The sequence below is a fragment of the Rhizobium sp. P1_E1 genome, assembly GCF_056406015.1.
Map to the genome: position 1 here is coordinate 57967 of NZ_JBFUAY010000007.1, position 21030 is coordinate 78996.

Genomic DNA, 21030 nt, shown 5'->3' on the forward strand with positions numbered 1-21030 from the left:
AAGGACGCTGTGATTCCGCTTTAAGGAATGCGCAGTAGACGCTCATCCTTTATCACCATGCCTGCTGCGCCCTCGCGCGGCAGGCATTTTTAATCCGTCACCCTCATGCTCTGCAGAGATAGATACGATGAAACTTTTTGCCTGCGACAACTGCGATCAGGTCGTCCACTTCGACAACCGGCGATGCGTGCGCTGCAACCATCGCCTCGGCTTCCTGCCCGGCGATCTGGCGATGCATGCGCTGGAACCGCGCGACGAGATACTCTGGCAGCTCGTTTCCAATCCCGATCGCGACGTCCGCTTCTGCGCCAATGCCGGCCTCGACATCTGCAACTGGCTGGTGGACGGTGACGGCGAGAGTGAATTCTGCGTTGCCTGCCGCCATAACCGGCTGGTTCCGAACACCGATACCCAGGACGGCATCGACCGCTGGCGGCGCATCAGCCAGGCGCAGCGCCATCTGTTTTATTCGCTGCTGCGCTGGAAGCTGCCGCATCCCGATCGGGATCAAGACCCGCAAGGCGGCCTGGTCTTCGATTTTCTCGAGGATTCGATAGAGAGCAACGGTTATGTCGTGCCTGCTATGACCGGTCATGAGGAAGGCCTGATCACCATCCGCGCCGCAGAGGCCGACGATGCGACGCGCGAACAGGCGCGCAGCTCGATGAACGAACCCTATCGCACGTTGCTTGGCCATTTCCGCCACGAGGCCGGCCATTTCATCTGGAACAAGCTGGTGCGCGATCGGGGCGGCCTTGCCGATTTCCGCGCCGTCTTCGGCGACGAACGGCAGGACTATGCGACGGCCCTCCAGAACCATTATGCCGGCGGTGCGCCCTTGGGATGGCCGGACAATTTCATCAGCGCCTATGCGGCGTCGCACCCCTGGGAGGATTTCGCCGAATGCTTCGCGCATTACCTCCATATCGTCGATACGCTCGAAACGGCGCGCGCCTTCGGCATCGCCATCGATCCGCGCGGCCATGAGGAAATATCAGGCGAGGTGGATTTCATCCCTTACCGGGCAAGAAGCGCCGAACAGCTGGTCAGCGCCTGGGTGCCGCTCAGCCTGGCGATCAACGCCATCCAGCGCAGCATGGGGCAGCCGGACTCCTACCCCTTCGTGCTGTCCTCACCCGTCGTGGCAAAACTCGAATATCTGCACCGGCTGATCCAGGGCGCCGCGACGGCGCCGCAGCAGCAGGCGGCTTGAGGAGCTGGAAAGCTACCGAACCGGGTTACGAGTTCGACTGCTTTCAAGGCGACCAAGATTTTTGGCGGGAGGTGCTTTGCTGGAGCTTGCAAAAATTTCGGCTCGGCGCGAAACTAATTTGGCCGACGTGCACCTCTCGAAAGCTATGTCGTCGGCTCTCGTCCCGGATCTAACATGCTGCAGGACTCAATCGCATCTAGTTCCATATGGTCGGGACGGGAAACTCGCGCTGACACATCGAAGCGATTGAACGGACCTCGGCAGCCTGTTTGAGCGCCAGTTCGCCAAGCAGATCTGCGTATTTCTGTGTCATGGTATGTGCCTCATCTCTGGTGCTCCCACCAGCGATCATGTTCTTGATGCCGCGCTCGTATAAGATGCGAAACTTGGCTTGATACGCTTGCGCTTTCTTGGGCTCGCGCTTGTCTTTGAATCCCTGAGCGAGATGGCCGTAGTAAGCGGCACACAACATCGGCCGGTCGTCGAAGGATTTATGCACCGGTTTTTCGGTCGCAACAGCTGTGTTCGCACCACAATACATGCCAAACGCAATCAAAAAGCAGAAAATAGCAATGGTATAGATCGGACTCCTAAAGCTGAGTGACATGTGCACCTTCCGCAACACTTGAATTACGTGGGCCATTTGCCACTGTCTGACCTCGAGAGAGCCAGGGGTCCAGTTGTCAATTCTTCTCAAGGCTGTGCCGACCACACTGGGTGCCAGGTTAAAACGAAACCGCCTTGCCCTTCTTGAACGGCTCCATGCCCCGGCGGGCGAGTTCGTCGGCGCGTTCGTTTTCCGGGTGGCCGGCGTGGCCCTTGACCCAGTGCAGCGTCACCTTGTGGCGGTCACGGGCCGCCTCCAGCGCCTGCCAGAGCTCGGCATTCTTCACCGGCTTCTTGTCTGCGGTCTTCCAGCCGTTTTTCTTCCAGCCGAATATCCACTTGGAGATGCCGTCCTTGACATAGGCGCTGTCGGTATAGAGATCGACCTCGCAAGGGCTCTTCAAGGCCGATAGCGCCGAGATCGCCGCCAGCAGTTCCATACGATTGTTGGTCGTATCCGCCTCGCCGCCGCAAAGCTCCTTTTCGACATCGCCATAACGCAGCACCGCGCCCCAGCCGCCAGGGCCGGGATTGCCGGAGCACGCGCCGTCGGTGAAGATATCGACGTGTTTCATAGGCTCAATCCGTATTCGGCGGGCGATTTGATCTGGCGGTGGAACCGCAGCTTGCGGAGATATTCGAGCGGGTCTTTCTTGGTGACCATGGCGCCTTCCGGCGTCGTCAGCCAGTCATAGAGCCGGGTCAGGAAGAACCGCAGCGCGGACCCGCGCGACAGCACCGGCAGGGCTGAGATTTCGGCATCGCTCAACGGCCGAACGCTCTGGTAACCCTCGAGCATCGCCGTGCCCTTGGTGATGTTGTAGGCGCCGTCCTTCTCGAAGCACCAGGCATTCAGGCAGATCGAGACGTCATAGGCGAGCAGGTCGTTGCAAGCGAAATAGAAATCGATCAGGCCGGAGAGCTGGTCGCCGAGGAAGAAGACGTTGTCGGGGAAGAGGTCGGCGTGGATGACGCCGGCAGGCAGGCCGCTCGGCCAGGCAGTGGAGAGGAAATCGAGTTCGCTGCGGATCTCGGTCTGCAGGCCGGGCTCGACCTCGCCGGCGCGCGCTTCGGATTTTTCCCACAGCCCCCGCCAGCCGTCGATCGACAGCGCATTCGCCCGCTTCAGCTCAAAACCATCGCCGGCCACATGCATCTCGGCCAGCGCCCTGCCGACTTCGCGGCAGTGCCTGGCCTCCGGCTTTCTCAGCCACATGCCTTCGAGGAAAGAGATCAGCGCCGCCGGACGGCCGGACAGTGAGCCGAGCAGCGCGCCATCCCGGCGCGGCAGCGGCAGCGGGCAGGACAGACCGCGGGCGGCGAGATGCTGCATCAGGCCGAGGAAGAAAGGCAGATCGCTCTTTTCCACGCGCTTTTCATAGAGCGTCAGGATCAGCGGATCCTTGGAGGTGTGAAGCAGGAAGTTGGAGTTTTCGACGCCTTCGGCAATGCCCTTGTAGGAGAGCAGCGTGCCTGCGTCATATTCCGTCAGGAACCACTTCAGATCGTCTTCGGCGATATCGGTATAGACTGCCAAGTGAGGTCTCGCCCTTCATGCCTTGTTGATATTGGATTTGCCGGAGTGGACGCTATGCCGAAAGGCCGATCTAGCCGTTGACGAAAGCCATGTCGGCCGCCGTCAGCTCGATATTGCGCAGTTCGCGATTGACGAGGAAGTTTTCGGTTTCCTGCACCGTTTCTGCCAGTTCGACGCGGGCGTCGAAGCGGGCGCGGAAAGCCTCGATGATCTCGTTGACGATGACCTCGGGGGCGGAAGCGCCGGCGGAAAGGCCGAGCGTCGAGATCGCGCCGATCTCGTCCCAGTCGAGCTCGGCGGCGCGCTGCACGAGGATCGATTTCTTCGCCCCTGCCCTGAGCGCCACTTCGACGAGGCGCTTGGAATTGGATGAATTCGGGGCGCCGACGATGATGAAGAGATCGCAGCCCGGGGCTGCCTGCTTCACCACTTCCTGGCGGTTGGTCGTCGCATAACAGATCGAGTCCGCGGCCGGCGCCGTCAGGTTCGGGAAGCGCTCGTGCAGGCGGGTGATGACGCCGGCCGTGTCGTCGACCGACAGCGTCGTCTGGGTGACATAGCCGAGATTATCGGGATCAACAGGGACGTAGGCATCGGCATCCTCGATCGTCTCGATCAGAGAAACGGACCCCTCCGGCAGTTGCCCCATCGTGCCGATCACCTCGGGATGGCCGGCATGGCCGATGAGGACGACATGGCGGCCGAGGCGATTGTGGCGCATCGCCTGCTTGTGGACCTTGGAGACCAGCGGGCAGGTGGCGTCGAGATAGAAGAGGTTACGGCTTGCCGCATCCTCCGGCACGGATTTCGGCACGCCATGGGCGGAGAAGACCACCGGCTGGGCGCGATGTTCGGCCGGGATTTCGTCCAACTCCTCGACGAAGACGGCGCCCTTGGCCTCCAGCCCCTCGACGACATAACGATTGTGGACGATCTCGTGGCGCACATAAACCGGCGCGCCATAGGATTTCAGCGCCAGCACGACGATCTGGATGGCGCGGTCGACGCCGGCGCAGAAGCCGCGTGGACCGCAGAGCCTGATCGTCAAAGGAGGTTTCGCCGCAATATTCATGTCAGTTCCGGGTTGAGAGATTTAGGGACCTCTAGCCCAATATGGTCGAGAATTGAAGTGATACTATTGCTGAGGTGTCTTGACGCCTTTGCGGAACCAGGAGATCGCCACGACGACAATAAGCACGGCGGCCAGCCCGTACCAGGTGAAAGCATATTGCAGATGGTCGTTCGGCAGATCCACCTGGGTGACGCCGCCGATCGGCAGGCCGGCCGGATTGGGGGTGGAATCGGCATCGACGAAAAAGGGAATGACGCGCGCTTTCTCCAGCCCGACGCTGGAGGCCATGACGTCGAGATCCTTCCAGTAGAAGATGTTCTTGGCGACGTCGTTGTCGGGCACCACCCAGGAGGGCTTGCCGGGAAGCTTTTCGCGCGCCAGGCCGGTGACGGTCTGCTGATCCGTCAGCTGGCCCTGCATGCGCATTTCCGGCTCCTTGTTGTCAAAGGGAACGAAGCCGCGATTGACGAGGAGAATGCACCCGTCGGCAAGCTCCAGCGGGGTATAGATGTAATAGCCGGTCTGGCCGCGCCAGGTGGCGAAGAAGTGCCGCTCCTTGTTGTTGATATAGCGGCCGGTGGCGGTGACCTTGCGGTATTCGATGTCGCCGCCTGCAGCTGCCATCGCCTCGATGTCGGCAAGCGGCACGGGGGCAGCAATTTGCCGCGCAGCGATATCGGCGAGCAGGCCTTCCTTCCAGTGCAGGCGCTCCACCTGCCAGGTGCCGAGCGAAATCAGGATGGCAAGGGCGATCAGCACCAGGATACCGGTCAAGACAGGCAGCCGCCGGCGCGGCGTTACATGCACCATTTCAGTCACTCAGGCGTCCTTCGCGGGCATTATGACGGTATTGCATGGCGATCAGGATGCCCTTGAACCAGCGCAGCGTCAGCAGCGACAGGACGATCGTCAACGGAGCAAAGAGCAGGATGTGCACCCAGATCGGCGGCCCGTAATTCACCTGCAGCCACAACACCATGCCGATGATGATGAAGCCGACGATGAGGATGACGAAGACGGCGGGGCCGTCACCGGAATCGGCAAAGGAATAATCGAGGCCGCAAGAAGCGCAGCGCGGCTTTAAGCCGAGCAGGCCATCGAACAGCTTGCCCTGACCGCAGCGCGGGCAGCAGCCTTTGATGCCGGTCTTCACCGGATCGACGGGGGGAAAATGGGCGCTGTCCTCGTTCATGGCATTCCTTCCCGCAGATGCATTCGCGGTCGCGGCTTCTTCAATGCTGCCTTAACTCTCCCATAAAGTATTCGCATCCCGAATGGAAAGGCCTGCGCGGTTTCGCCTCAGCGATTCGCGCCAAACAGAAGAAGAAGACTGATGAGCAACGATAGCCATACCGGACAGATCATTATCCTGAACGGCGCGCCGCGAAGCGGCAAATCCAGCATTGCGCGCGCAATTCAGGAAGGATTCGAGGGACCTTGGATCAACCTCGGCGTCGACACCTACAATGCCATGACACCGAAGCGCTACCTGCCCGGTATTGGGCTCAGGCCCGGCGGCGAGCGGCCGGAGTTGGAGGAACTGGTGCCGTTCCTCTATGCGGCGCTTTATGAATCGATCGCCATCCATGCCGGATTAGGACTCAATGTCGTCGCCGATCTCGGTCATCACGATAGCTATTCGCAGCCGCTCGGCATTCTCGGCGACTGCGCCCGGCGGCTGCAAGACTTTTCCGTGCTGTTCGTCGGCGTGCGCTGTCCGATCGAGACGATCATGCAACGGCGGGAGGTCGTACAGGAAGGGCGCGAGACCCTCTACCTGCGCGGCAACGAGGAGACACCGGTTCCCGAGCCGGTGCAGCGCTGGCAGGACGAGGTTCATCGTCCCGGCATCTACGACATGGAGGTCGATACGTCGGTGCTTACGGCGCTCGAATGTGCCGAGGCGATCCGCCACCAGCTTGATCTCGGCATTCCCGAGCCATCGGCCTTCGAAAGGCTGGCCGGTTTGCGTTGAAAACAAAAAAGGCGGGGCCAATGGCACCCGCCTTTTTGATTTTTATCCGTCCCGATCAGCCGGCTGCGAGGGGTGCGCCCCAGCCGCCCCAGACGTAGATGCAGAAGAACAGGAACAACCAGACGACGTCGACGAAATGCCAGTACCAGGCTGCCGCCTCGAAGCCAAAATGTTGCTTCGGGGTGAAGTCGCCGCGCAGCGCACGGATCAGGCAGACACCCAGGAAGATCGTGCCGACGAGGACGTGGAAACCGTGGAAGCCGGTCGCCATGAAGAAGGTCGCGCCGTAGATCGAATTCTTGAAGGCGAAGGGCGCGTGGGCATATTCATAGGCCTGGACGCTGGAGAACAACACGCCGAGCAGCACCGTCAGCGTCAGGCCCTGGATCAGGCCCTTGCGGTCGTTGTGCAGCAGCGCATGGTGCGCCCAGGTCACCGTCGTGCCCGACAGGAGCAGGATGACGGTGTTGTAGATCGGCAGGTGCCAGGGATCGAGGACCTCGATGCCCTTCGGCGGCCAGGTGCCGCCGGTATAGAGCAGGCGCGAGGCCTGGATCGCTTCGTTCGGATAGAGGCTGGCGTCGAAATAGGCCCAGAACCAGGCGACGAAGAACATCACTTCCGAAGCGATGAACATGATCATGCCGTAGCGCAGGTGCAGCGAGACGACGCGGGTGTGGGAACCCTCATGGGCTTCCTTCACCGTGTCGGCCCACCAGCCGTACATGACGTAGAGCACCAGCGCGAAGCCGATGTAGAAAAGCCAGGGATTGGCGAGTTCCGCGCCGGCGACCTTGAAGGAGCCGCCGTTCAGGTAGCGCATGTAGCAGACGCCGCCGATCGCCATAATGAAGGCGCCGAGCGAGGCGAGAATCGGCCACGGGCTCGGATCGATGATGTGATAGTCGTGATTCTTCTGGTGAGCATCGGCCATGTAGCTATCCCCGGATGTCTTCCTTCACTCCGTTCCCGGCATAGCCGGAAACGAGCCTTGATCAAAGTTTCTTTTCAATCTTCTCCGCTCCACCCTCATTCGAAGCCACCGGCTTCGGACCCTCTTTCGGGTAGAACGTATATGACAGCGTGACCGTGTGGATATCCTTGGATTCCACGGCCTTGACGATTTCGGGATCGATGTAGAACACGACAGGCATGTCGAGTTTCTCGCCCGGCTTCAGGTCCGTTTCCGTAAAGCAGAAACATTGCACCTTGTTGAAATAGACGCCCGCTTCGCCCGGCGTGACGTTGAAAACCGCCTGGCCGCGCTGGGTTTCGTTCGAACGATTCTCGGCGGTGAAATTGACCTGGATCGTCTCGCCGATCTTCGGATTGACCTCGCGCTCGACGGGCTTGAATTCCCATTGCAGGCCGGGCGCGACATTGGCGTCGAAAGTGACGCGCATCGTGCGATCAAGCACAACGCTCGACACCTGGTCGACGCGCTGCGTCGTGCCGTTATAGCCGGTCACCTGGCAGAAGATGCGGTAGAGCGGCACGGCGGCATAGCTCATCGCGCCCATGCCGAAGACGAAGCTCAGACACATCATCACGACGGCGCCGTTATTGCGGCCCTGCTTCTTCGGTGTACCGGCGTTTTCGCTCATCCAGCCATTCCCCCGCCGATCTTCACGATGGTGATCGCGTAGAAGAGAATAACGAGGCCGGCGAGCACCAGCCCGAGGGCGACGTTGCGGTTGCGGCGCGACTTGCGCTGCGCTTCCGTGAGCTTGATCAATTCCATCAGAACCAACCTCCCGCATGCGAGACCAGCAGCGAGGCCAGCCGGTCGATCATCAAGGCGGAGAACACGGCGAAGAGATAGAAGATCGAGAAGCCGAAGAGCTTCTTCGCCGGGATCATCTTCAGATCGCCGTCGGGCATGCGCCAGACGGCGATGGAACAGTATATGAAGATCGCGCCGAGAGCGGCGGCGACGAGGCCATAACCGAGGCTCGCGAAACCGAGGAAGGACGGCAATACCGCGCAGACGGCGGTCAGCACCGCATAGGCGACGATCTGATGCTTGGTCACCCGTTCGCCGGCGACGTTCGGCAGCATCGGCACGCCGACGGCCTCGTAGTCGCGCATCTTGAAGAGGGCAAGCGCCCAGAAATGCGCCGGCGTCCACAGGAAGATGATGAGGAAGAGAACCGTGCTCTCGATCGTCACGCTGTTGGTCACGCATGCCCAGCCGATCATCGGCGGGAAGGCGCCGGCGGCACCGCCGATGACGATGTTCTGCGGCGTCGAGCGCTTCAGCCACATGGTGTAGACGACGGCATAGAAGAAGATGGTGAAGGCGAGGATGCCGGCCGAGAGCCAGTTGACGGCCAGGCCGAGGATCACCACCGAGAAGCCTGACAGCACCAGGCCGAAGGCGAGCGCCTCCGACGGCGCGATGCGGCCGGCCGGGATCGGACGGTTGGCCGTGCGGCTCATGATCGCATCGATATCGGCGTCATACCACATGTTCAGCGCGCCGGAGGCGCCGGCCCCAACGGCGATACAGAGAATGGCGATCAGGCCGAGGACAGGATGGATGTGGCCCGGCGCCAGCACGAGACCGGCAAAGGCAGTGAAGACCACGAGCGACATGACCCGTGGCTTCAACAATTCGAAATAATCGCGCGCACTCGCTTCCGACAATTCGCCGTCCTTTGCAAGCACCTCGTGATTGTCGATGACCGTCATCATTCCGTCCTGAATGTCTTACCATCAGGACGCCGTATCGAAGGCGGCGTCCTGATGTCCGCGCAAATTACTTGATGCGCGGAAGCTGTTCCCACTGGTGATAGGGCGGCGGCGAAGGCAGCTGCCATTCGAGCGTCGTTGCACCCTCACCCCACGGATTGTCGCCGGCGACGCGCTTCTTGGCGAAGGCTTCGAAGACGCCATAGAGGAAGATCAGCACACCGAAGGCCGAGATGTAGGAGCCGATCGAGGAAACATAGTTCCAGCCGGCAAAGGCATCCGGATAATCGATGTAGCGGCGCGGCATGCCGGCGAGGCCAAGGAAGTGCTGCGGGAAGAACACCAGGTTGACGCCGATGAACATGATCCAGAAATGCAGCTTGCCGACCAGCTCGTTGTACATGTAGCCGGTCATCTTCGGGAACCAGTAGTACCAGCCGGCGAAGATCGCGAAGACGGCGCCGAGCGACAGAACGTAGTGGAAGTGGGCCACGACGTAATAGGTGTCATGCAGCGAGCGGTCGAGACCGGCATTGGCAAGCTGGACGCCGGTGACGCCGCCGACCGTGAACAGGAAGATGAAGCCGATCGCCCAGAGCATCGGCGTGCGGAACGAGATCGAGCCGCCCCACATCGTCGCAATCCAGGAGAAAATCTTCACGCCCGTCGGAACGGCGATGACCATCGTCGCGAAGACGAAGTAGCGCTGCGCGTCGAGGGACAGGCCGACCGTGTACATGTGGTGGGCCCAGACGACGAAGCCGACGGCGCCGATCGCGACCATGGCGTAGGCCATGCCGAGATAGCCGAAGATCGGCTTCTTCGAGAAGGTCGAGATGATGTGGCTGACCATGCCGAAGCCCGGCAGGATGAGGATGTAGACCTCGGGGTGACCGAAGAACCAGAACAGGTGCTGGTAAAGGATCGGGTCGCCGCCGCCTTCCGGAGAGAAGAAGGAGGTGCCGAAGTTGCGGTCGGTGAGCAGCATGGTGATGCCGCCTGCCAGAACCGGCAACGACAGCAGCAGCAGGAAGGCGGTGATCAGCACGGACCAGGCAAACAGCGGCATCTTGTGCAGCGTCATGCCGGGAGCGCGCATGTTGAGGATCGTGGTGATGAAGTTGATCGCACCAAGGATCGACGAGGCGCCGGCAATGTGGAGCGCAAAGATCGCAAGATCAACCGCCGGTCCGGGCGTGCCGCTCGTTGCCAGAGGCGGATACATCGTCCAGCCGCCACCCGTGCCATAGGCGCCTGCTGGGCCTTCGACGAACATCGACAGCAGCAGCAGCGCGAAGGCCGGAACGATCAGCCAGAAGGAGATATTGTTCAGACGTGGGAAAGCCATATCCGGCGCGCCGATCATGATCGGCACCATCCAGTTGGCGAAACCGCCGATCATCGCCGGCATGACCATGAAGAAGATCATGATCAGCGCGTGCGCGGTCGTGAACATGTTGAACATCTGCTTGGCGCCGTCGATTGCGGCATCGCCCTCATAGCCGTAGACCATCGAGGCCAGGCCATGGAAGATCTGGATGCCCGGCTCCTGCAGCTCCATGCGCATGGCAACCGACAGCGCGCCGCCGATGATGCCGGCAATGATCGCGAAGATCAGGTAGAGCGTGCCGATGTCCTTGTGGTTGGTCGAGAACAGCCAGCGATTGGCAAAGCTCGGCTTGTGCGCGTGATCGTGGTGATCGTGGTGATCGTGATCATCATGCGCGTGGTCATGATGGGCGTGATCATGAGAATGATCGTCGTGAGCGGAAGGTCCAGCCATTGTCCCGATCCCCTTAATTACTGTGCTTCGGCGACGTTGACGGTCTTTGCGGGACCATCGGTTGCAGCCATGAGTGTCTTGTAGGCGCCGGGCAGGTCGCTGGCGGCTGCGGTCAGCCACTGCTTGTACTTGTCCTCGGAGACGACGCGGATGGCGATCGGCATGAACGCATGGTCCTTGCCGCAGAGCTCGGAACACTGGCCGTAGAACAGGCCTTCGCGCTCGGCCCTGAACCAGGTCTCGTTCAGGCGGCCCGGCACGGCATCGATCTTGACGCCGAAGGAAGGCATGGCGAAGGCGTGGATGACGTCGGTCGGCGCAGAGGTCACGAGAACGCGGACCGTCTTGTTGACCGGCAGGACCAGCTCGTTATCGACGGCGAGAAGTCTGGGATAGATCGACTTGTCTTCCTTGCCGGCGGCTGCACGATCCTGATCCTTCAGCAGGTAGGAATCGAAAGCCAGCGGGCTTTCGCCCGAACCTTCATATTCGTAGTTCCACTGCCACTGGGTGGCGGTCGCCTTGATCGTGACGTCGGGGTTTTCAGGCAGCGTCAGCTGCGCCGTCAGCAGGTTGAACGAAGGAATGGCGAGAAGAAGAAGCACCAGGACCGGCCCCACGGTCCAGGCAATCTCGATCAGCGTGTTGTGGCTCGTCTTCGAGGGAACCGGGTTCGCGCTGGCGCGGAACTTGAAACAGACGACGATGAGCAGGACCAGAACGAAAAGCGTGATCGGAACGATAAACCACAGGGTATATTGTTCGAACCAATGGATTTCCCGCATGATCGGCGTTGCCGCCGGCTGCAGCGTTGCCTGCCACGGCATGGGCTGGTCGGCATATGTGCCGGAAGCAAAAAGCAGACAGACCAGCGTGGTCAGGGCTGCATAAGCCTTCTTCATCACCTTATTATCTCCCTCGAGCGCTTGACCTGCAAAATAGAACGCAGAATCCTTGCCATCTTCAGCGCTTCAAACCACAGTTTGGCATTTGCCGCAACAGGTCAGAGCAATTGTCTATGCGGCATTTTTGCTCAAAGCATAGGCAGGTCAGAACGGCAAAACATCCCAAGTTTTTCATCAGCATATGAAAAATCGGCTTTCCGGCCAATCCGCGCGCGACACATTATTTCGCAAAGGTCCAATTTCCGCCGCAGTCCCCCGGTTTTCACGGGGTGGGGCTTTTCATTTTTGGTGGGCAGCTTCAACAATAGCCGCAATGATTCGATATCCAGAGGTTTCCATGGGTTTCCGTTCCCTCGCGCAGTCGCTTCTCCTGACTGCCAGCATCGCGGCCGCAGCGACGACGCCCGTTTTCGCACAGCAGCAACCCACGCCGTCACAGGCCAAGCCCCCCGCTGCCGCGCCGGCGCCGACCCCTGCTCCGGCGCCGCAGCAGCCGAGCGCCGCCAAACCGAATGTCGAACAGGTGACGCCCGGCCAGACGCAGCCGCCGGCGCCCGGCACGGTAAAGTCCAATCATGGCGCGTGGTCCGTCGTCTGCGACAAGCCGGCCGGGGCTGCGACCGAACAATGCGCGCTGATGCAAAACGTCATCGCCGAGGATCGGCCGGAAGTCGGGCTTTCCGTCGTCGTCTTGAAGACGGCCGACCGCAAGTCGAAGATCCTGCGCGTGCTGGCGCCGCTCGGCGTGCTGCTGCCGAACGGCCTCGGGCTCAATGTCGACGGCAAGGATATCGGCCGCGCCTATTTCGTCCGCTGCTTTGCCGATGGCTGCTACGCCGAGGTCGTGCTCGAGGACGAGCTACTCAAGACCTTCCGCAGCGGCGCCCAGGCAACCTTCATCGTCTTCCAGACGCCGGAAGAAGGCATCGGCATCCCCGTCGACCTCAAGGGCTTCGCCGAAGGCTTCGACGCCCTGCCGTGATGCGCAGGCTAGTCGCGACGTCTCGATTCCCTCTTCTCCCCAGCGGGGAGAAGGTGCCCGTAGGGCGGATGAGGGGGCCGGCGAAGCCGGTCTTTTGAACAAAGCCCATGCGAGCTGCGACCGCGCTGGCACCGCCTCGACTGTGCTCAGGGTCTTGAGAGGCGGCGTTATCGTTGGCGTACCGGGAACAGGGTTTACGTGAAGGATCTGCCGTGCAGCCCCCTCATCCGCCTGCCGGCACCTTCTCCCCGAGGGGAGAAGAGATTGCGCCGCGCCCTCTCCGTTCCCCGCCGGCTCATCGCATGGTACGTTCCGTCTCGCCACATCATCCTGCCCAACAAAGAATAATTCGACGGCGGGGCTTCACTCCTTATTATGTGGAGCCCTATCTAGGGAGTCAGTGCACTCCTGAACGCATGCTTGGAGCCATACCATGACCACCGATCTCCTGACGCTTTTCGATGCCGATGAAGCCACGATGCGCAAGCACGTGGCCGAGGCTCTGTCCGGCGCCGATGATGGCGAACTGTTCATCGAGCATGCGCAGGCGGAAGCGCTGACCTTCGACAATGGCCGGCTGAAGGGCGGCAGCTTCAACACCGAACAGGGTTTCGGCCTGCGCGCCGTTGCCGGCGAAGCGGTCGGCTATGCCCATGCCGGCGATCTCTCGATGGCGGCGCTGAAGCGGGCGGCCGATGCCGTCGGCGCGGTGACGCGCGGCTATTCCGGCTCCTATGCGGCAGCACCGCAAGGCACCAACAAGAAATTCTACAGCGACGAGAACCCGATCGGGCAGCCGAGCTTCGAGGAGAAGGTCAAGGTCCTGCAGGACATCGACGCCTATCTGAGGGGCAAGGATGACAAGGTGCGGCAGGTGACGGCCTCGGTCGCCGCAAGCTGGCAGGTCGTCGATATCCTGCGTGCCGACGGACACCGCGTCCGCGACATCAGGCCGATGACGCGCATCAACATCTCGGTCATGGTCGGCGAAGGCGATCGCCAGGAGAGCGGCTCCTATGGCAGCGGCGGGCGCATCGGCTTCGGCGATTTCATTGCCGAAGGCAGCTGGCAATACGGCGCCGACGAGGCGCTGCGCCAGGCGCTCGTCAATCTCGAGGCGATCGATGCGCCGGCGGGCACGATGGACGTGGTGCTCGGCTCCGGCTGGCCGGGCGTGATGCTGCACGAGGCTGTTGGTCACGGGCTGGAAGGCGATTTCAACCGCAAGAAGACGTCGGCCTTTGCCGGCCTTCTCGGCCAGATGGTCGCCGCTCCCGGCGTCACCGTCGTCGATGACGGCACGATCGACAATCGCCGCGGCTCGATCACCATCGACGACGAGGGCACGCCGTCCGCCTATAACGTGCTGATCGAAAACGGCAAGCTCGTCGGCTATATGCAGGATCGGCAGAATGCCCGGCTGATGGGCATGGCGCCCACCGGCAACGGCCGCCGCCAGGGCTATTCCCATGTGCCGATGCCGCGCATGACCAACACCTATATGCTCGGCGGCGACAAGACGCCTGAGGAAATCATCGCCTCGGTGAAGAAGGGCATCTATGCCGTCTCCTTCGGCGGCGGCCAGGTTGATATCACTTCCGGCAAGTTCGTCTTCGGCTGCACCGAGGCCTATCTGATCGAGAACGGCAAGGTCGGCGCGCCGATCAAGGGCGCGATGCTGATCGGCAACGGTCCGGATGCGATGAAGCGGGTGTCGATGATCGGCAATGACATGAAGCTCGATACCGGCATCGGCAATTGCGGCAAGGCCGGCCAGTGGGTTCCCGTCGGCGTCGGCCAGCCGCACCTGCGCATGGATCAGGTGACGGTCGGCGGCACGCAGACCTGAGGCGAAAGGACCCGTCATGGCGGACGTCGAAATCAGAACCTTCACCGCCGATGACGCCGATGCCRTACTTTCGGTGATCCTGCCGATCCAGCGCGAAGAATTCGGCATCGATATCACCGTGGATGCGCAGCCGGATCTCAGGGTCATCCCGGATTTCTATCAGTCCGGCCAGGGGCAGTTCTGGGTCGCCGTCAAGGATGGCGCCATTGTCGGCACGGTCGGGCTCAAGGATATCGGCAACAACCAGGCGGCGCTGCGCAAGATGTTCGTCGCCGCCGAGGTTCGCGGCCGCGAGCATGGTGTGGCGGCGCGGCTCCTCGATCGGCTGTTTGCCCATGCCAGGGATGCCGGCCTCACCGATATCTTCCTCGGCACAACCGACAAGTTCGTCGCCGCGCATCGCTTCTACGAGAAGAACGGCTTTACTGAGATTGCCAAGAGCGCCCTGCCCCGCTCCTTCCCGCTGATGGCGGTGGACAGCAAATTCTACCGTTATAAGGTCGGCTGACTTAAGCTTTGGGAAGATCGTGATGCGGCTGATTTCGCGGTCGGCAAGGCCGGAGACGCAGCCGGATTTCCCGAAGAAGGACGGCCCCGTCTAGCCAGCCCGCCCGTATTCGCGCGCGATGCGTCCGACGGCTCTCAGCGCCGACCGGCTTCGGACGGACGTCATACAACGCGGAAGGGAATATGAACTCAAATTCTCTCGCTGATTTCAAGGGCGTATGCTAATGTTCTGCCATCATCAGCGTCCTCTCGACGCGGGAATGGCTGATCCGGCCTCTGGGGGGAGGAAGGAAATGTGCAGGGTAGGCCGAATATCGTTTTCATCCTTATGGACAATCTCGGCTACGGTGAGCTTGGCGCATACGGCGGCGGCATCATCCGGGGAGCTGCAACGCCCCGGGTCGATCGACTTGCCGATGAGGGAACGCGGCTGACGAACTACAATGTCGAGGCCAAGTGCACACCAAGCCGCTCTGCGATCCTGACGGGGCGCTTTTCCATCCGCTCAGGGACCCGATTGGCGGAGGCATCGAAGGACTGACGCGATGGGAGGTAACCCTTGCCGAGACACTGTCGACGGCGGGCTATGCGACGGCAGCCTTCGGCAAATGGCATCTTGGCAGCGAGCAAGGCCGCCTCCCGAACGAGCAGGGTTTCGACGAATGGTACGGAATTCCGCGTACCACCGACGAGGCGTTCTGGCCGGATGAGCCGCAGGCCAAGCCACTGATCCGAAAGAAGAATATCCAGAGACCGGGCTCCGCAACACCTGGGCGGCAACGCCAGCCATCGGTGTCATGGTCGACTTCGAGAAAAGTCTGGCGCAGTACCCGCCCATCAAGATCGGCACCCCCGACCCCTACACACCGCCAGAGTGAAATTGCCGAACCTAATCCTTTCGCCAGTCAGGCCCGTGGTCGCTCGAAGGCAGGAGACCGCGTTCGCAAATTTACCGTTGCGTTACTTCCGTTTTGCCTTGATGGGAGTATCCTTACACTTACTTCAAGTACCAGCACCGACGAAGCAACCACAGGACGTGCGCCATGGTTCGGATACTGCTGGCCGCATTGGCCATTTTGGGCTCGACCTTATATGTCCCGGCGAAAGACCTCTCCGCTGACGACCTCAAAACTCGATTGATCGAGCGCCGCGCCTTCGAGGCGGTGGTCTGGGGCATGCCGGCTGTGAACTACGACCTCATGTACCAACAGATGCTGGGGCTCGGCGGCAAGCCCAACCAGATCGTCTATTGGTCGGAACTCTTCGACTGGCAAAACCAGACGCTGACCCCCAATCCCGACGTCATCTACCTCATGGCCTTCTTTAACACCAAGGACGGGCCAGTTGTGATCGAGATTCCGCCCGCTGGTGATGGGGTCATCAACGGCAGCATCATGGACCCATGGCAGGCAGCGCTCGAAGATGTCGGCCCGGCTGGCGTCGATAAGGGTGCAGGCGGAAAGTACCTGATCGTGCCGCCGGGCTACGACGCGGCCGTGCCGGCAGACTACATCCCGCTTCGCTCCGCGAATTATCAAGGCTATGCGCTGCTGCGATCCATCCCCAAGTCAGGCAACAAGGCCGACGTCGATGCGGCCGTGGCCTATGGCAAGCGCATCAAGCTCTACCCTTTCAGCCAGGCTTCCAACCCGCCGGAAACGGTTTTCCTGGATGCCCTCGGCACGGTCTATGATTCCACCATTCCGTACGACCTGCGCTTTTTCCAATCGCTCGACCGCTTCGTTCAGAGCGAACCGTGGCTCGATCGAGACAAGGCGATGATCGACCAGTTGAAATCCGTCGGCATCGAGAAGGGGAAACCCTTCGAGCCGGACGCTACGACACAAGCCATCCTGGAAGCCGCGGTCGTCGAGGCACAAGCATGGATGGATTTGCAATATGAAACCACCTTCGCGCCCTATTATGAGGGACGCCAGTGGGTTTTTCCGATCGCACCCGATGCGATCAAGGGCCTGCAGACACAGTATGCCGACCCTGACAGCTATTCCGTAGACGGACGCGGCGTCACCTATACGATGGCGTTTTTCAGCACCAAGCATTCGGGCATCGGTCAGTTTTATCTGATGACGATCAAGGACAAGGACGGCCAGCCCTTCGATGGCTCCAAGACCTATCGATTGACCATTCCGGCGCATCCCCCTGTCAAACAATACTGGTCGGCCACAGCCTATGACCGGGCGACTCATGCCCTCATCCGCGGCCAGAAAATTCTCAGCCGATCCTCGCTCAGCCCCGGCCTGGCGACGGGCGTCGATGGGGCGGTCGACATATTCTTCGGTCCCAAGGTTCCCGATGGCAAGGAGACAAACTGGGTGCCGACGGACCCGCGCGGCCAGTTTGAAGTGTTGTTTCGGTTCTACGGACCGGAGAAGCCGGTATTCGACAAATCATGGATGCTGAACGATATCGAAAAGGTGAAATGAGGGAGGCGATCATGAAAATGTTTCTGCTGGCAGCGGCACTCGCCATCGCCACGACCTCGAACGTCGTCGCCGAGACGCCCAATCAGCATGGCTGGATCGGCACCGAGACGGTGAAGACGCGCTTCGGAGATTTCGAATTCAGGAACGGCTATCCTGATGACGCTTCGGCGGCGAAGCTGCGCGAGGTTCTGCTGATCAGCCGCGCCGTGGAAGCCTATCTCGCGCAGATGCCCGCGGTCTCCTGGTATCGCACCTGGAAAGGCGTCGCCGCCGCCGGCGACAAGGCACCCAATCAGTTGGTGATCTGGGAAAGCCTGATGGATGCCCAGACCCTGCTGCTGACCGGCAATACCGAAACGGTCTACGGGCTTGCGGCGATCGACCTTCAACGCGATGGCCCGGTGGTCATTGAAGTTCCGCCTAAGATGCTCGGCGGCTTCAGCGATCTCTGGCAGGAGCAGATCGCGGGAATCGGGCCGACCGCAGACGACAAGGGGCGCGGGGGCAAGTTCCTGCTCGTGCCCCCCGGCTATGACGGTCCGATACCGGAAGGTTATCTCGTCGGACATGCAAAGACGTTTGGCGTGGTTCTCGGCATGCGCGGGTTCCTCGTGGAGGGCAAGCCGGAACCGGCGGTCGCCTTGATGAAATCAACGCGCATCTATCCGCTGTCTCAAGCGTCAAGTCCTCCGCAAATGACCTTCCTCAATGGTTCGGGCAAGGAGATCGACACGCTGATGGCGGAAGACTTCCAGTATTTTGCCGATCTGGCCGATCTGATCGAGCGCGAGCCCGCCGACATCATCGACAGCGCCGGTCGTTTCCAGCTTGCCGCCATCGGCATCGAGAAGGGAAAACCCTTTTCTCCGGACACGGAACGGAAAGCTGCTCTTACCGAGGCCGCCCGGCTGGCTTCGGCGATGGCGCGAACCAACAGTTTCGCCTCGACCTACCCGGAAAGGCTCGTCTATGACGACCGCGCGTGGGAATGGTTGTTCATCGGCGGAAGCGCGAGCTGGGATCCGCGGGGTTACGTAAACACGGACCTCCGTGCGGCATTCGCCTATGTCGCCGTGGGCATGTCCCCAGCGATGGTGGACAAGGTCGTCGGACAGGGCTCTCAGTACCTGTCGACGATGCGCGACAGCGAGGGAAGACATCTCGACGGCAGTAAGAACTATCGCCTGCATCTGCCCGCGAACATCCCGGTGGTGAATTTCTGGTCGGTCGTGGTCTACGATTCCGAGAGCCGGTCCGAGCTTCGCAACGGCATGCCGTTTCCTAGCGTGAGCCAATATACCGACCCGCAGAGCAATGCCGACGGTTCGATCGACGTGTATTTCGCGCCGACGGCACCTGCTGGAAAGGAAAAGAACTGGATCAGGACCGTGCCCGGCAGGGGCTGGTTCACTCTGCTCCGGTTTTACGGCCCCAGGAAGGAGTTCTTCGATCGGTCATGGAAGCCGGACGACATTGTCGAGGATCGCTAAGCTTTCAGGAATAACAGGGCGGCGCCACGGCTCAGATTAGCTTCAAAATTCCTTGCCGGGCGCCGGCCGAAACAGCCACTTCCGTTCGATCGCGGCAGCAAGATCGAGGTCGTTGTGACGGGCAAACAGCAGAAGATGGCCGAGAACGTCGGCGGTCTCGTCAGCGAGGTCGCGCTGCATGTCTTCAGGCGAGCGGCCCTTCGCACGGCCGCGGCCGGTCAGCCGGTTCCATGCCTGGGTCAGTTCACCCATTTCCTCCTGCAGCTTCAGCAGGAACCAGTCGGCATCACGCTCGATGTTGTTGGCAGCGACGTGAACAGAGGATGAGATTTCGAACTGGTCGGCAAGATGACGCAACATGGGCGTTCTCCTTTTGTTTATGGAGGAGACGCTGATTCCCGATGCTTGTCCAGAGTGAATTGCCGCAGTGCTGAGGCGGCGATCAGCCGCGATCCGGCAGCAGCATGCAGTCATAGGAGCGCTGCTTCAGCGCATCGCAGGCCGAGACGGCGGCATCCTTGCTGGCGAAGCCGACGAAGCGGGCGCGATAGATCTTGTTGGCACCCTGCCCGACCGCCTCGGTATAGGGCGAGGCAGAAACGAGCGGCGCACCGGCTTCCGACTTCGCCTGGGCGAGAAGCGCGCGCGCCGCATCGGCGCTAGGGGCGGCCGAGATCTGGATCTGCCAGTCGCCATTGGCCTTCTCTGCTGATGTCTTTGGCGTCTTGCCGGCGCTCAGGATCTCGTCCATCGCGACGGGACGATCCAGGGGCACGACGGCGTCGTCGGCATAGGCCAGGCTCTTGGCTGCGAGATCGTCGGCCGGGCGCGGTGCATTGAGCGGCACTGGAACATCGGACGCGTCAGCGGCGGACGCGACTTCGACAGTTTCTTTCGCGCCGACGCTCGCCACCAGCTTTGCGCCGCCGGAGGACGAGGCACGGCCGAGATAACGGTCTAGCAAACCAGCCATCTTGTCGTCGCGGCTGCGGGCGGTGCGGCCGCCGAGCACGACGCCGACCACGCGGCGGTTGCCGTCCCTGACGGCGCTGACGAGGTTGAAGCCGGAAGCGTTGGTATAACCCGTCTTGATGCCGTCCATGCCCTGGTAGCGGTACATGAGATTGTTGTGGCCGCGCACGGTTCGGCCGCGGAAATTGAAGCTTGCCGTTGAAAACAGCCGGTATTCGTTCGGATAATTCTTCATCAATGCGACAGCGAGCGTCGACATGTCACGCGCCGTCGTAACCTGGCGGCCGTCCGGCAGGCCGGATGCGTTGACGAAGACGGTGCGGCTCATGCCGAGCTGGCGGGCTTTGGCCGTCATCACCCGGGCAAAACCGCTTTCCGAGCCGGCGAGCTTTTCGCCCATGGCGGAGGCGGCATCATTGGCCGATTTGACGATCATGCCATAGACCGCCTCGCGCACGGTGATCGTGCCACCCGCCTTGACGCCAAGCTTGGTCGGCGGCCGTGCGGCGGCGTATTTCGAAATCCTGATCGGGGTGTCCCAGGCGATCTTGCCGCGCTTCAACGCCTCGAAGGTGAGATAGAGCGTCATCATCTTCGTCAGCGAGGCCGGATGGTTCAGCGTATCGGCGTTTTCGGCGGCGAGAACCTTGCCGGTACGGGCATCGAGGATCAGCGAAGCATTGCCGGCAAGGGCCGCAAGAGGCGCCGAAACGGCAAGCGTTACGGTCAAAACAGCCGCCAAAAGCTTTCTCATGCACTTTCCCCTCATACCCTGGCCCCTCATACGCTGGCCCCTCATACGCTGGCCCCTGATGCGCAGCCCTTGATGCGGGCTCTCGGTCAGACCGGCATTTGTGCCGTAATGTGACAGAAGCCGTAAGTTTGGCGCGACTTTGAGGCAACGCCTATCATTTTTCTAGTCTTTTCATTGCCTTGGTTAACAGGAAATCAAAGACCTGTTCCGAACAGGGATTCAGCAAGGCTTAAGTCGCACTTGCTAGTTT

23 protein-coding genes are annotated in these 21030 nt (G+C 61.1%); 9 read left to right on the forward strand and 14 right to left on the reverse strand.

Annotation, left to right across the window (positions count from 1 at the left end; translation table 11 throughout):
* The first annotated feature begins 127 nt into the window (after positions 1-127).
* Complete coding sequence (locus tag AC1D1Z_RS05025) at positions 128-1213, forward strand: zinc-binding metallopeptidase family protein (RefSeq protein ID WP_222284563.1); 1086 nt, start codon at positions 128-130, stop codon at positions 1211-1213.
* A 196-nt stretch (positions 1214-1409) separates the two neighbouring features.
* Here AC1D1Z_RS05025 and AC1D1Z_RS05030 read toward each other — a convergent pair whose 3' ends face one another.
* The 6 genes from AC1D1Z_RS05030 to AC1D1Z_RS05055 form a co-directional block, all read right to left on the reverse strand.
* Positions 1410-1820: a hypothetical protein gene (locus AC1D1Z_RS05030; protein WP_446949763.1), complete on the reverse strand. Its 411-nt coding sequence runs from the start codon at positions 1818-1820 to the stop codon at positions 1410-1412.
* Between the two features lie 118 nt (positions 1821-1938).
* Complete coding sequence (gene rnhA / locus AC1D1Z_RS05035; RefSeq protein WP_003545999.1) at positions 1939-2394, reverse strand: ribonuclease HI; 456 nt, start codon at positions 2392-2394, stop codon at positions 1939-1941.
* Complete coding sequence (locus AC1D1Z_RS05040; protein ID WP_113541739.1) at positions 2391-3356, reverse strand: homoserine kinase; 966 nt, start codon at positions 3354-3356, stop codon at positions 2391-2393. Before AC1D1Z_RS05040 ends, rnhA begins: the two co-directional genes overlap by 4 nt.
* Positions 3357-3426: 70 nt before the next feature.
* Positions 3427-4428, reverse strand: a complete 1002-nt coding sequence (gene ispH / locus AC1D1Z_RS05045; RefSeq protein ID WP_011650764.1) for a 4-hydroxy-3-methylbut-2-enyl diphosphate reductase — start codon at positions 4426-4428, stop codon at positions 3427-3429.
* 63 nt (positions 4429-4491) lie between these two features.
* A complete protein-coding gene (locus AC1D1Z_RS05050) occupies positions 4492-5238 on the reverse strand; it encodes an SURF1 family protein (protein WP_477849725.1) in 747 nt (248 codons plus the stop codon).
* Position 5239: 1 nt separating this feature from the next.
* Complete coding sequence (locus AC1D1Z_RS05055) at positions 5240-5620, reverse strand: DUF983 domain-containing protein (protein WP_065277971.1); 381 nt, start codon at positions 5618-5620, stop codon at positions 5240-5242.
* A gap of 141 nt (positions 5621-5761) precedes the next feature.
* On the opposite strand from AC1D1Z_RS05055, the gene AC1D1Z_RS05060 reads away from it, so the two are divergent.
* Positions 5762-6403 carry a chloramphenicol phosphotransferase CPT family protein gene (locus AC1D1Z_RS05060; RefSeq protein WP_157213976.1) on the forward strand — a complete coding sequence of 214 codons (642 nt, stop codon included), beginning with the start codon at positions 5762-5764 and terminating at the stop codon, positions 6401-6403.
* Between the two features lie 55 nt (positions 6404-6458).
* Here the strand turns inward: AC1D1Z_RS05060 and AC1D1Z_RS05065 are convergent, their stop codons facing one another.
* The 6 genes from AC1D1Z_RS05065 to coxB form a co-directional block, all read right to left on the reverse strand.
* On the reverse strand, positions 6459-7337 hold the full coding sequence (locus AC1D1Z_RS05065; RefSeq protein ID WP_018245095.1) for a cytochrome c oxidase subunit 3: 879 nt from the start codon (positions 7335-7337) through the stop codon (positions 6459-6461).
* 61 nt (positions 7338-7398) lie between these two features.
* Positions 7399-8007 carry a cytochrome c oxidase assembly protein gene (locus AC1D1Z_RS05070; protein WP_018245094.1) on the reverse strand — a complete coding sequence of 203 codons (609 nt, stop codon included), beginning with the start codon at positions 8005-8007 and terminating at the stop codon, positions 7399-7401.
* Positions 8004-8144 carry a hypothetical protein gene (locus tag AC1D1Z_RS05075; RefSeq protein WP_018245093.1) on the reverse strand — a complete coding sequence of 47 codons (141 nt, stop codon included), beginning with the start codon at positions 8142-8144 and terminating at the stop codon, positions 8004-8006. The genes AC1D1Z_RS05070 and AC1D1Z_RS05075 overlap by 4 nt, the downstream gene beginning before the upstream one ends.
* On the reverse strand, positions 8144-9094 hold the full coding sequence (locus AC1D1Z_RS05080) for a heme o synthase (protein ID WP_018449292.1): 951 nt from the start codon (positions 9092-9094) through the stop codon (positions 8144-8146). Before AC1D1Z_RS05080 ends, AC1D1Z_RS05075 begins: the two co-directional genes overlap by 1 nt.
* A gap of 67 nt (positions 9095-9161) precedes the next feature.
* Positions 9162-10877 carry a cytochrome c oxidase subunit I gene (gene ctaD, locus AC1D1Z_RS05085; RefSeq protein WP_446962903.1) on the reverse strand — a complete coding sequence of 572 codons (1716 nt, stop codon included), beginning with the start codon at positions 10875-10877 and terminating at the stop codon, positions 9162-9164.
* A gap of 17 nt (positions 10878-10894) precedes the next feature.
* Positions 10895-11779, reverse strand: a complete 885-nt coding sequence (coxB, locus tag AC1D1Z_RS05090; protein ID WP_018449294.1) for a cytochrome c oxidase subunit II — start codon at positions 11777-11779, stop codon at positions 10895-10897.
* 316 nt (positions 11780-12095) lie between these two features.
* Here coxB and AC1D1Z_RS05095 point away from each other — a divergent pair, with 316 nt between their 5' ends.
* From AC1D1Z_RS05095 to AC1D1Z_RS05125, 7 genes are all read left to right on the forward strand, one after another.
* The gene (locus AC1D1Z_RS05095; protein WP_018245089.1) at positions 12096-12764 is read left to right on the forward strand and encodes an invasion associated locus B family protein; all 669 of its coding nucleotides are present in this window, start codon (positions 12096-12098) and stop codon (positions 12762-12764) included.
* A gap of 433 nt (positions 12765-13197) precedes the next feature.
* Positions 13198-14613 carry a metalloprotease TldD gene (gene tldD, locus AC1D1Z_RS05100; protein ID WP_446945313.1) on the forward strand — a complete coding sequence of 472 codons (1416 nt, stop codon included), beginning with the start codon at positions 13198-13200 and terminating at the stop codon, positions 14611-14613.
* A 16-nt stretch (positions 14614-14629) separates the two neighbouring features.
* Entirely contained in the window at positions 14630-15121 is a 492-nt protein-coding gene (locus AC1D1Z_RS05105; protein ID WP_477849697.1) for a GNAT family N-acetyltransferase, read from the forward strand.
* A 294-nt stretch (positions 15122-15415) separates the two neighbouring features.
* Complete coding sequence (locus tag AC1D1Z_RS05110) at positions 15416-15661, forward strand: sulfatase-like hydrolase/transferase (protein WP_477849698.1); 246 nt, start codon at positions 15416-15418, stop codon at positions 15659-15661.
* Complete coding sequence (locus tag AC1D1Z_RS05115; RefSeq protein WP_446962902.1) at positions 15577-16260, forward strand: sulfatase-like hydrolase/transferase; 684 nt, start codon at positions 15577-15579, stop codon at positions 16258-16260. The genes AC1D1Z_RS05110 and AC1D1Z_RS05115 overlap by 85 nt, the downstream gene beginning before the upstream one ends.
* Positions 16164-17564, forward strand: coding sequence for a DUF1254 domain-containing protein (locus tag AC1D1Z_RS05120; RefSeq protein WP_018449298.1), 1401 nt, complete (start codon positions 16164-16166; stop codon positions 17562-17564). The genes AC1D1Z_RS05115 and AC1D1Z_RS05120 overlap by 97 nt, the downstream gene beginning before the upstream one ends.
* Before the next feature lie 11 nt (positions 17565-17575).
* Positions 17576-19054 carry a DUF1254 domain-containing protein gene (locus tag AC1D1Z_RS05125; protein WP_245498906.1) on the forward strand — a complete coding sequence of 493 codons (1479 nt, stop codon included), beginning with the start codon at positions 17576-17578 and terminating at the stop codon, positions 19052-19054.
* Between the two features lie 42 nt (positions 19055-19096).
* Here the strand turns inward: AC1D1Z_RS05125 and AC1D1Z_RS05130 are convergent, their stop codons facing one another.
* Both AC1D1Z_RS05130 and AC1D1Z_RS05135 read right to left on the reverse strand, forming a co-directional pair.
* Positions 19097-19414, reverse strand: a complete 318-nt coding sequence (locus AC1D1Z_RS05130) for a nucleoside triphosphate pyrophosphohydrolase family protein (RefSeq protein WP_446947622.1) — start codon at positions 19412-19414, stop codon at positions 19097-19099.
* Positions 19415-19496: 82 nt separating this feature from the next.
* Positions 19497-20780 carry a serine hydrolase gene (locus AC1D1Z_RS05135; protein WP_446962901.1) on the reverse strand — a complete coding sequence of 428 codons (1284 nt, stop codon included), beginning with the start codon at positions 20778-20780 and terminating at the stop codon, positions 19497-19499.
* Between the last annotated feature and the right edge of the window lie 250 nt (positions 20781-21030).